This is a genomic window from Flavobacterium sp. UBA4854 (assembly GCF_002399805.1).
Classification (GTDB): domain Bacteria; phylum Bacteroidota; class Bacteroidia; order Flavobacteriales; family Flavobacteriaceae; genus Flavobacterium; species Flavobacterium ginsengisoli.
In genome coordinates this window covers 49,300-60,312 of sequence record NZ_DHEI01000069.1, presented here as the reverse complement: position 1 = coordinate 60,312, position 11,013 = coordinate 49,300, and the positions used below count along the sequence as shown (strand labels likewise).

Annotated in this window: 9 protein-coding genes; 3 read left to right on the top strand and 6 right to left on the bottom strand. The window is 33.3% G+C overall.

Features of this window, described 5'->3' with window-relative positions:
* Window positions 1-2,424: TonB-dependent receptor (locus B3J44_RS10010; protein ID WP_286968229.1), on the top strand; the 2,424-nt coding region annotated here is incomplete at its 5' end.
* 76 nt (window positions 2,425-2,500) lie between these two features.
* Window positions 2,501-3,559 carry a phytase gene (locus B3J44_RS10005; RefSeq protein ID WP_286968227.1) on the top strand — a complete coding sequence of 353 codons (1,059 nt, stop codon included), beginning with the start codon at window positions 2,501-2,503 and terminating at the stop codon, window positions 3,557-3,559.
* Between the two features lie 124 nt (window positions 3,560-3,683).
* Here B3J44_RS10005 and pckA read toward each other — a convergent pair whose 3' ends face one another.
* Both pckA and B3J44_RS09995 read right to left on the bottom strand, forming a co-directional pair.
* Entirely contained in the window at window positions 3,684-5,288 is a 1,605-nt protein-coding gene (gene pckA / locus B3J44_RS10000) for a phosphoenolpyruvate carboxykinase (ATP) (protein WP_286968225.1), read from the bottom strand.
* A gap of 301 nt (window positions 5,289-5,589) precedes the next feature.
* Complete coding sequence (locus tag B3J44_RS09995) at window positions 5,590-5,976, bottom strand: DUF423 domain-containing protein (RefSeq protein ID WP_198854764.1); 387 nt, start codon at window positions 5,974-5,976, stop codon at window positions 5,590-5,592.
* Window positions 5,977-6,163: 187 nt separating this feature from the next.
* On the opposite strand from B3J44_RS09995, the gene B3J44_RS09990 reads away from it, so the two are divergent.
* Window positions 6,164-7,528 (top strand): saccharopine dehydrogenase family protein, encoded by a 1,365-nt coding sequence (locus tag B3J44_RS09990; RefSeq protein WP_286968224.1) that lies wholly within the window; start codon window positions 6,164-6,166, stop codon window positions 7,526-7,528.
* A gap of 207 nt (window positions 7,529-7,735) precedes the next feature.
* Here B3J44_RS09990 and B3J44_RS09985 read toward each other — a convergent pair whose 3' ends face one another.
* The 4 genes from B3J44_RS09985 to B3J44_RS09970 form a co-directional block, all read right to left on the bottom strand.
* Window positions 7,736-8,959 carry a M56 family metallopeptidase gene (locus B3J44_RS09985; protein ID WP_286968222.1) on the bottom strand — a complete coding sequence of 408 codons (1,224 nt, stop codon included), beginning with the start codon at window positions 8,957-8,959 and terminating at the stop codon, window positions 7,736-7,738.
* A gap of 52 nt (window positions 8,960-9,011) precedes the next feature.
* Window positions 9,012-10,214, bottom strand: a complete 1,203-nt coding sequence (locus B3J44_RS09980) for a M56 family metallopeptidase (RefSeq protein WP_286968220.1) — start codon at window positions 10,212-10,214, stop codon at window positions 9,012-9,014.
* Window positions 10,211-10,585: a BlaI/MecI/CopY family transcriptional regulator gene (locus B3J44_RS09975; RefSeq protein ID WP_198854767.1), complete on the bottom strand. Its 375-nt coding sequence runs from the start codon at window positions 10,583-10,585 to the stop codon at window positions 10,211-10,213. Before B3J44_RS09975 ends, B3J44_RS09980 begins: the two co-directional genes overlap by 4 nt.
* Window positions 10,582-11,013 (bottom strand): DUF6624 domain-containing protein (locus tag B3J44_RS09970; protein WP_349678291.1); only part of this gene is annotated, 432 nt, incomplete at its 5' end. The genes B3J44_RS09970 and B3J44_RS09975, both read right to left, overlap by 4 nt.

Sequence of the window (11,013 nt, the reverse complement as noted above, 5' to 3'; positions counted from 1 at the left end):
AACATCGGAAACGTAATTTCTTCTGACCAAATGGGACGTTTTCCTGATGCTAACGTTGGAGATGCTTTAAAACGTGTTCCTGGTATCACAATGCAAAATGACCAAGGTGAAGCGCGTAACATCATTATTAGAGGTTTAGCTCCGTCTTTGAACTCTGTTACTTTAAATGGTGATAGAATTCCATCTGCTGAAGGAGACAATAGAAACGTACAAATGGACTTAATTCCGTCTGATATGATTTCTACTATCGAAGTAAACAAAACACTTACATCTGATATGGATGCTGATGCAATTGGAGGTTCTGTAAACTTAATTACAAGAGCAACTCCAAACGGAGAAAGAATTTCTGCAACTCTTGCTGGAGGATATTTGCCAATTCGTGACCACGCTTCTTATACTGCTGGTTTTGTTTACGGTAATCGCTTTGCTAATGATAAACTTGGAGTAGTTTTTAGCGGATCTTACAACAATGTTGATTACGGTTCTGATAACATCGAAAACGAATGGGTAAAAGATGATTTTGGAAATCAATATTTACAAGCTTCAGAAATTAGAAAATATGATGTACAACGTATTCGTCGTAGTGCGTCTGTTGCTTTAGATTATAAATTCAACGATAACAATACAATTTTTGCTAATGCAATCTACAACTGGAGAGATGATAGAGAAAACCGTTTCAGAACTACTTACGATGATATCGAACCTCTTTATAATGGTGAAGAAATTGTTGGTTTTGAAGGTCGTGTAAAACGTCAGACAAAAGGTGGTTTAGACAACAGCAGAAATAAAAACAGAAGGTTAGAAGACCAAAGAGTACAAAATTATTCTATTCGTGGAGAGCACTTAATCAACTCAACTTTAGATTTAGATTGGTCTGCTAACTATGCAAAAGCAAGAGAATACCGTCCGGGTGAGCGTTATATCGAATACCGTCAGAAAGGTTTAGAAATGTTCGAAGATTTATCTGACATTAGATTTCCTTTAATAACAACAGTTGGAGAATCTGTTGACGAATTTAAATTTGATTCTGTTACTGAAAACACAGACGAAACAAGTGAAAGTGAATTTGGCGCAAAAGTAAATATCCGTTTCCCTTTCTCTGTAATTGCAGGAGAAAAAGGAAGATTGAGAACTGGTCTTAGACTTCGTTTGAAAGAAAAAGAAAGAAACAATATGTTCTATTCTTACACTCCACTTAATGATGATATGGAATTATTATCACAAGTTCCAACAAGTTATTATGACGGAAAAGATTTTAATCCAGGAAGTAAATATGTGCCAGGAACTTTTGCTTCAGCTTCTTTCTTAGGAAGTTTAGATTTGAATAATGCTTCTCTATTCGAAAAAGAAGCAGATCCAGCAGAATATTTAGCTGTAAACTATAATGCTAAAGAAAGAATTACTGCAGCTTATGTAAGATGGGATCAGGATTTTAACGATAAACTTTCTATGGTTTTAGGTTTCCGTATGGAAAACACGCACATTGACTACACAGGAAACCGTGTATTAGACGAGGAAGAATTAGAAAGCAAAATCAACAACACCAACTCTTACACTAATTTATTGCCAAGTATTTCATTCCAATACAATGCAACAAAAGATTTAGTTTTAAGAGCAGCTGCTACAACAGCTTTAGCTAGACCTAACTATTACGCATTAGCTCCTTATGTAAACAATATCGCTGCAGATAAAGAAATTACAGCTGGAAATCCAGATCTTAAAGCTACTTATTCATACAATTATGATTTCATGGCAGAGAACTATTTCAAATCTGTTGGTTTGATTTCTGGAGGTGTTTTCTACAAAAGATTAAATGATTTCATTTACAACTACAGCGACAATCAATATACTGATGCGAAATTTGCTGCAGATTTCCCTAATCAAGTAAACCCAATTCCTGCGGGAGAAAACTGGTCGTTCTTACAATCAAGAAATGGAAAAAATGTTGATGTTTACGGATTTGAAGTTGCATTCCAACGCCAATTAGATTTCTTGCCTGGTAAATTCTTAAAAGGTTTTGCAATCTACTTAAACTATACTTACACACAATCTAAAGCAAAAGGTATTGCTGATGAGGATGGAAACGAAAGAAACGACATCAGTCTTCCTGGAACAACACCTCACATGTTTAACGGATCTTTATCTTGGGAAAACAAACGTTTCTCTGCAAGAATCTCAACCAACTTTACATCTGATTATTTAGATGAATTAGGTTCTGAGTCTTACAAAGACAGTTACTATGACAAACAGTTTTTCTTAGATGCAAATGCTGCTTATAAAATCACTCCAAAATTACGCTTTTTTGCAGAAGCTAATAACTTAACAAACCAGCCGTTACGTTACTACCAAGGAGTTGCTGCACATACAAAACAAGCAGAATACTACCAGCCACGTTACAATTTCGGATTGAAATTAGACTTGTAATTCTGCACTTTTATAAAATTCTTAAATTAGACAGAGTTTAATGCTCTGTCTAATTGCATTAAAATATACTATACAAATGAAAAATAAATCTTTAGTCGCTTTTTTACTTTTAAGCTTAACCTTTACAGCTTGCAAAAACGATAAATTAGCGCCAGTTCAGCCAAACGCAGTAAAACCTACAATCGTTACAGAAGCATTACCTCACGATACAGACGATCCTTCAATTTGGATCAATCCAACTGATGCTTCAAAGAGTATTATTGTTGGAACAGATAAAGACACAGACGGAGGTTTGTACGCTTTTGATTTGAATGGGAAAATCCTTAAAAAATCAATTCCGTTAAAACGTCCGAACAACGTTGATATCGCTTACGGATTAATTATTGACGGAAAAAAAGTTGATGTTGCCGTAACAACTGAACGTGAAGAAAACAAAATCAGAATTTTCAGTTTACCTGATTTAGAGCCAATTGATAACGGCGGAATTCCTGTTTTTGAAGGAGAAACGCAACGCGATCCGATGGGAATTTCTTTGTACACTCGTCCATCTGATGGGAAAATTTTTGCTATTGTTGGAAGAAAAACGGGTCCTTCTGGAAGTTATTTATGGCAATATGAACTTTCTGGGAACGGAAAATTCGCTGCTGCAAAAGTGGTTCGAAAATTTGGAACTTACAGCGGTAAAAAAGAAATTGAGGCTATTGCTGTAGATAACGAATTAGGTTTTGTGTACTATTGCGATGAACAGGCTGGAATTAGAAAATACAAAGCAGATCCGGCTTTAAACGATAATAAAGAATTTGCTTTCTTTGGTCAGAAAGATTTCAAAGCAGATCATGAAGGAATTGCGATTTACAAAAAAACAGATTCTACAGGATATATTTTAGTATCTAACCAGCAGGCAAATTCTTTTATGGTTTATCCAAGAGAAGGTGCCAACGGAAATCCGAACAATCATCCGTTATTGGCTGAAGTTCCAACTTCTACAATCGAATGTGATGGTGCAGATGTTACTAGTGTAAATTTAGGGCCAAAATTCAAAAACGGACTTTTCGTAGCGATGAGTAATGGAATGACTTTCCATTATTATACTTGGGATTTGATTCAAAAACGAATTGACGAAGCTAAAAAATAAAAGTTTCAAGGTTTTCAGTCGCAGTCCCGTGTTCAGTGTCTATTTTTTTACTGCGATTGGAAACCAACTAAAAAAAGCTGTTCATTTCTGAACAGCTTTTTTATTTTGAATTAAATAATTCCTTTTATTCTGTAATCGGTGCTCCTGCTAAGATTTCAGCATTTGCAAACTCTTCAAATTTGGCGAAATTAGCTTTAAATTTATGTGCTAATTCCAACGCTTTTTTATCGTATAAATCTTTGTCTTCCCAAGTATTTCTAGGATTTAAAATTTCCACTGGAACGTTTGGACAATCTTGAGGAATTTCAATTCCAAATACTTCATGATTTTTAAACGTTACATCGTTTAATTCTCCTTTTAATGCAGCAGTAATCATAGCACGAGTATATTTAAGTTTCATACGGCTTCCTGTTCCGTAAGCTCCTCCAGTCCATCCTGTATTGATTAACCACACTTTTACTCCCGCATCTTTCATTTTTTTGCTCAACATTTCAGCATAACGCGTTGGGTGTAAAGGCATAAATGGCGCTCCAAAACAAGCAGAGAAATTAGGTTGTGGCTCTGTTACACCAGCTTCTGTTCCAGCAACTTTTGCAGTATATCCAGAAATAAAGTGGTATGCTGCCTGACCTGGAGTCAACCTTGAGATTGGAGGCAAAATTCCGAAAGAATCGGCTGTTAAGAAAAATATATTTTTTGGATTGTGTCCAACCAAACCTGGCTGTACATTATCAATGTGTGTTATTGGGTAACTTACACGAGTATTTTGTGTAATAGAAACATCGTCAAAATCAACTACGTTTGTTCCTGCTTTGAAAACCACATTTTCTAAAAGCGCTCCTTTTTTGATTGCTCTAAAAATGTCTGGTTCATTTTCTTCTGTTAAATTAATCACTTTTGCATAGCATCCACCTTCAAAATTGAAAACAGTGTTTTCGTTTGTCCATCCATGCTCATCGTCACCGATTAATTTACGCTCTGGATCTGCAGATAAAGTTGTTTTACCAGTACCAGACAATCCGAAGAAGATTGCTGTATCTCCTGCCTCACCAACATTGGCGCTACAGTGCATTGGAAGTGTATTTTTGAAAACTGGAAGAATAAAGTTTAATGCAGAGAAAATTCCTTTCTTCATTTCTCCTGTATAACCTGTTCCACCAATTAAAGCAATTTTTTTAGTAAAATCTAAAATAGCAAAATTAGACTGGCGTGTTCCGTCTACAGCAGGATCTGCCATAAAACTTGGAGCACAAACTACTGTCCATTCTGGAGTAAAATTTGCCAGTTCAGAATCTTCTGGTCTTAAGAACATATTGTAGCAAAACAAGTTTGACCAAGCAGTTTCTGTTACAACACGTACATTCAATCTATAATTTGGATCAGAACAAACATAAGAATCGCGAACAAAAACTTCTTTGTCTGATAAAAATGCTGTTACCTTATTATAAAGCTTTTCAAAAGCTTGGGGCTCAAATGGGATATTTACATTTCCCCACCAAACTTGATCTTTTGTAATATCATCTTTTACGATAAAACGATCTTGTGGAGAACGGCCTGTAAATTCACCTGTATTAATTGCTAACGCTCCAGTAGAATTTTCAACACCTTGACCTGACTGCAAAGTAATCGCATGTAATTCATCTGCAGATAGTTGATAACGAACTTTTGCATTTTCAATTCCTAACTCTTTTAACGAAATCGATTGCGCGAAAACTGTATTAGTGTCCATAAGTTTTTAAGTTGTGTGTGATTTTTTGTTTAAAGCAAAATTACAGATTTATTTTTATTTCTTTTAAAATACTTAAATTTCACTTTAATTTATGTGAAAAAAGAGAAATTTCACTTTAAAAATTATAAAAAGAAAAAAATAATCGCTTCTAATTTGTTTATTTACAACCTAATGCGTGATTTTGTTATATTATTTTTGTTTGACAACAGAAAATACAAAAAAGTCACACAAATAAAGTTATATGTTATTTATGTGACAAAATTAAAGATTAATTCTTAGACAGAATTTTTTTTTCGGGATTTTATGATTTTCTCTTCAAAATCGTAAAGAATAATAGCGTCCAGGCAATAATTAATAGAAAACCACCCACTGGAGTTGCGAATACTATAATTTTAGATTCAAACAAAGTATAGTCTTTTGTTGCCAATAAATAAATCGAACCGCTAAAAAGAACAACACCTGCAACAACGAAATTATAGATCGTTTTTAAGGTCTTTTCTGCAAGGTCTTTTTGTGTAGATAAAAACAGAAGAAATAAAGCGTGATACATTTGGTAACGAACACCAACTTCAAAAGTATTTAATTGGTCAACCGAAAGATATTTTTTTAATAAATGAGCACCAAAAGCACCCAAAATAATAGCTAACATACCAATAAAAGCTCCTGTTAAAACGATTCTTCTTTTCATAATATATCTCTTTTGAAATTTCAAACAAAAATACTTCAAACGAACTGAAAAACCGCCGTTGTTTCTGGATTATTTAGAACAAAATCAAATTATTTTTTGGGTTTTGCGAAAAAAATAATTTTATTTTCTTTAATTTGAATTGTTATATTTATAACATTTAAATATATTTGTGTTAAATATTTAAAGCATGAGAAACATTTTAATATTTGGAGCAGGAAGATCTGCATCGTCTTTGATTCGATATTTATTATCGAAATCTAATGAAGAACAACTACATTTAACGGTAGCTGACCTTTCGTTGAATCTTGCGAAAGCAAAGACACAAAATCATCCAAACGCCACTCCGCTTGCCTTAGATATTTTTAATGCCGCCGAAAGAAGAAAAGCTATCGCAAATGCTTCAATAGTAATTTCAATGCTTCCGGCGCATCTGCATATCGAAATCGCAAAAGACTGTTTGGAATTCAAAAAACATCTTGTTACCGCATCTTATATAAGCGATGCCATGCAGGCTTTAAACGAGGAAGCCATCAAAAACAATCTGATTTTTATGAACGAAATCGGTCTCGATCCAGGCATCGATCATATGAGCGCCATGAAAGTCATTGACGAAATCAGATCTAAAGGCGGTAAAATGATTTTGTTTGAATCTTTCTGCGGAGGTTTAGTAGCTCCAGAATCTGACAATAATTTATGGAATTACAAATTTACTTGGGCGCCAAGAAACGTTGTTTTGGCGGGACAAGGTGGTGCAGCGAAGTTTATTCAGGAAGGCACTTATAAATACATTCCGTACAGCGCTTTGTTTAGAAGAACTGAATTTCTGGAAGTAGAAGGCTACGGGAAATTTGAAGCCTATTCTAATCGCGATTCTCTTAAATACCGTTCGGTTTATGGTTTAGATGATATTCTTACCTTATATAGAGGAACCATTAGAAGAGTTGGTTTTTCTAGAGCTTGGAACATGTTTGTACAGCTCGGTATGACAGATGACAGCTATATTATAGAAGATTCTGAAAACATGAGCTATCGTCAGTTTATCAATTCTTTTCTACCGTATCATCCAACAGATTCAGCTGAAATTAAAACACGTCTGATCTTAAAAATCGATCAAGACGATATTATGTGGGATAAACTTCTGGAATTGGATTTATTTAACCCAAACAAAAAAGTAAATCTTCCTAAAGCAACTCCAGCTCAGATTTTGGAAAAAATCTTAACCGACAGTTGGGCTCTTGAACCAGAAGATAAAGATATGATTGTGATGTATCACAAATTTGGTTATGAACTAAATGGAGAAAAGAAACAAATCGATTCTAAAATGGTTTGTATTGGCGATGACCAAACTTATACCGCAATGGCAAAAACAGTCGGACTTCCAGTTGCTATTGCTACATTATTGATTTTAAACGAAAAAATTACAACTCCAGGTGTACAACTTCCTATTAAAAAGGAAGTCTATGAACCTATTTTGAAAGAGTTAGAAGAATATGGGGTTATTTTTAATGAACAAAATGTACCTTATTTTGGTTACAATCCAGATTTGTTTTAGTCTAGATTGCATGTTTATTTTTAGAATTTTTTTTTAATTAGTTTTTTGATTTTATCCGCTTCCTCCATCAGAAGCGGATTTTTTTTTATTCTGAGGTGCAAAGAGGCAAAGGTTCAAAGTGATAACGGTTTAAACAAACTCCAATCTTTGTCAAAGTTTGAAACTTTGATAAAGAAAAAAACTCAGCAGCTTAGAAACTTAGAATCTTTACTTCTCACTTTGAAGCGTTATAGGCAATGAATATAGTACTCGAACAGCTTGACCATTTTCAGTTGCTGGAATCCATTTTGGCGAAAGTTTCAAAATTCTTATTGCTTCCTCTCCTGCTCCATATCCTAAATCTTTTACAATTTTAAATTCAGACAAACTCCCGTCTTTTTCAACCATAAACTCAATAAAAAGTTTGCCTTCTATTTTTTGTTTCGAAAATTCTTCTGGCATTTTAAAATTTTGTCCCACAAACATATAGAACTTTTCTATTCCGCCAGGAAATTGTGGCTTTTTTACACTAGCCTCAATATAGTTAATGTAATTATCTTTTTTAGTTGTCAAATTATCACTTGATTGTGCAACTGCTTCCGAATTAAAAGCAATTAACAATACAACTGAAACAGCAACCACACAACTCGCTTTCAAAATCATTAAAAATGGCGATTTCTCTTTTGTCATCATAAGTAAACGTTTTTTAGTTATTTGGTAATTGATAGTACTTGCCAACGAAACAGTTTGTTTATTTGAAGCAAATTGCAACAATAAGTTCTGATAGCTTTTAACTTCATCAAATTGTTTGTTTACAGCTTCATCGGCCAAAAATTCATGATTGAGTTTTATGGCTTTTTCAAACAAAACAAACATCGGATTAAACCAAAATACGATTTGTAAAACCTCAACAAAAAGAATATCTAAAGTATGTTTTTGCTGTAAATGTGCTTTTTCATGAGCGATTAATTCTGATGGAATTTTTCCATTTGCAAAATCTTCTTTACTAATAAAAATAGCATTCCAGAAAGAATGTGGCAAAATCGATTCTTTCATTAAAACAAGTTTCTGATTGTCTATAAATTGTACCGAATTCTTTTTCATTTTCAAGAAAAAGGAAGATACATTTATAGCAAATCGAATCAGTAAAATTGTTGCAATAAGAACATAAATTGCACCTAAAAAGAAATATACGATTTCATTGTATGACACTTCCTTTAAGATTGATTGATTAGACACAATCATTATTTCATCCAGCTGAATTGTTTTAATTTTTGACGGAAAAAATGATGCAATCGAAAACAATTGCAGCGGAATAACTAGGCTAAAAATCAAACTTCCGATAAGATAGACACGATTAAAACGAAACATTTTTTCATTTTCTAACAACAATCTATATACTGCATAAAAAACAGCAAGCAATAATCCTGATTTTAAAAGATATGTTATCATTTTTTATTTTTTTCTGAATCGATTATTTACCTTTTTTAAGAATATTTTATTCTCAATGATTTTGTGGTCTTCTAAACATTGTAGTATCAAACTTCATATCTTGATAACCATAAGATTTTCTTCGTTCTTTTACTCTTTCTTCACTTTCACTAATTATAGCACTCACCTCAGAACCAGATTCTTGTTTTTTATTTAAAGCTTCATTCTCTTTTACATCCTGCGTTTTTTTTGAAGCAACTGCTGGCTGAGACGAAACTTTGTTTTTTTCCTTGTCTGTTGGCTTAACAGATTTTTCCTTTACAGCCAAGTCTTGTTTTTTATCTTTTGAAACAACTGTTTTCTCATCAGAAGAATTTTTACTTGTACTACTTTTTACTTCTGTTTTCACTTCTTGTGCAACTGTTTTCATGCATAACAGCAACATTAAAATCGTGACCAGAGGCACTACAGCAATTTTCTTTAAAAACGCTGTGTTTTTTGATGTTCTTTTTTTCATCATTATTAATCGTTTTTTTGTTACTAAATAATTCAAATTACTAGCCAAGTAAATCGTTTGTTTCTCGCTTCCTTTTGTTAAAAGTAAATTTTGGTAAAACGGAACATTATTATAAGTTTTCACAATTTCCTGATCGGCAAGAAATTCGTGATTGAGTTGTATTGCTTTTTTATAAAACAAAAAGATCGGGTTAAACCAAAAAACAACTTTTAAAAACTCTATAAAGAGAATATCCAAAGTATGTTTTTGATGCACATGAACCAATTCGTGCGTGTACAATTCGGCTTCAATATTTTGCTTTTTATAATCTTCTAAATTGATAAAAATGTAATGCAAAAAGGTATGTGGCAATATTTTTTCTTTTACCAAAACCAATTTTGAATTCTTAAATTCTACATTTGGAGAATTGCCAATTCTGGAAAAAATCTTCCAAATATTTCTTCCAAACCTTATTGCCATCAACAGCGTTACGATTGCGTATAAAGTCCATAAAAGAATGAATTTATAATCTACTTTTTCTGCTGTTTGATGAATCGACGTATTAAGTGCATGCTGACTAATAGCAACTTGCCTTGAAAAATCTACAGGAATTTCTTTGATAATTTCAAATGAGATAAACGGAATTGCACCAGAAATCACAATTGCAAAAAGCAAAAAAAATCTATTAAACTGATGCATTTTTTCTCGCTCTAAGATCAAATGATAAAAAGCTAGAAAAACACATAAAGCGACTGTCGATTTTACAATAAAAGCTATCATTTTTTCTTTTTTTGAATTTCTGAATCGATTATTTTTTTAAGATCTTCCAATTCCGAAGCCGACAAATTGGTCTCGGTCGTAAAAAACGAAGCAAATTGCGATGCCGAATTATTAAAGAAATTACTAATCAACCCTTTTACGTGTTTTGCAAAATAGTCTGTTTTCTTTACTAACGGATAATATTCTCGAGAATTCCCAAATTCGTTATACGCTACAAACTTCTTATCGATCATTCGTTTTAAAAGCGTCGCCACGGTTGTTGTTGCCGGTTTTGGTTCCGGATACGCTTCGAGCAAATCTTTCATAAAAGCCTTTTCAAGCTTCCATAAATGCTCCATTAACTGTTCTTCTGCATTTGATAATTGTATCATGGTTTTGTATTTTCAAGTTTTTCTGTTTCAGCCAATTCCTTTTTATATTCCTCCAAATTCCAATCAATATTCAATTTCGCTGCATAGTCGGCCATTGTGCCAAGTCCGACTTCTGCACGCCTTTTATCTACGTTATCTGGATCTATCATTGGTGCAATACAAATTTTACCAGTCTTTTTATTCTTTGAACTCTGACTGCCATAAATTTGTTTTTTTCCTTCTCTCAAAGCTACTCTATCTTCTAAATAAGCCAGATTTGCTGGATTGGCATTTCCATTTTTGACCGCTTCTCTCATCATAGGCAAATATTTTTGCTGATATTCTAAATCAGCATGCTGAATCACCAGAAATAAAGTCTGATTTCCCTGAGAGCCTACAACATTTTTTCCTAACCAGCCTTTTTCGTCCAGTATTTTCATCACCTTAAT

What these genes read in the sequence shown, in the direction of transcription:
- B3J44_RS09990 (WP_286968224.1), top strand. Translation starts at nt 6,164, where the DNA reads ATGAGAAACATTTTAATATTTGGAGCAGGAAGATCTGCATCGTCTTTG.
- B3J44_RS09995 (WP_198854764.1), bottom strand. Translation starts at nt 5,976, where the DNA reads ATGAAAAGAAGAATCGTTTTAACAGGAGCTTTTATTGGTATGTTAGCT.
- B3J44_RS09985 (WP_286968222.1), bottom strand. Translation starts at nt 8,959, where the DNA reads ATGATAACATATCTTTTAAAATCAGGATTATTGCTTGCTGTTTTTTAT.
- B3J44_RS09980 (WP_286968220.1), bottom strand. Translation starts at nt 10,214, where the DNA reads ATGATAGCTTTTATTGTAAAATCGACAGTCGCTTTATGTGTTTTTCTA.
- B3J44_RS09975 (WP_198854767.1), bottom strand. Translation starts at nt 10,585, where the DNA reads ATGATACAATTATCAAATGCAGAAGAACAGTTAATGGAGCATTTATGG.
- pckA (WP_286968225.1), bottom strand. Translation starts at nt 5,288, where the DNA reads ATGGACACTAATACAGTTTTCGCGCAATCGATTTCGTTAAAAGAGTTA.
- B3J44_RS10005 (WP_286968227.1), top strand. Translation starts at nt 2,501, where the DNA reads ATGAAAAATAAATCTTTAGTCGCTTTTTTACTTTTAAGCTTAACCTTT.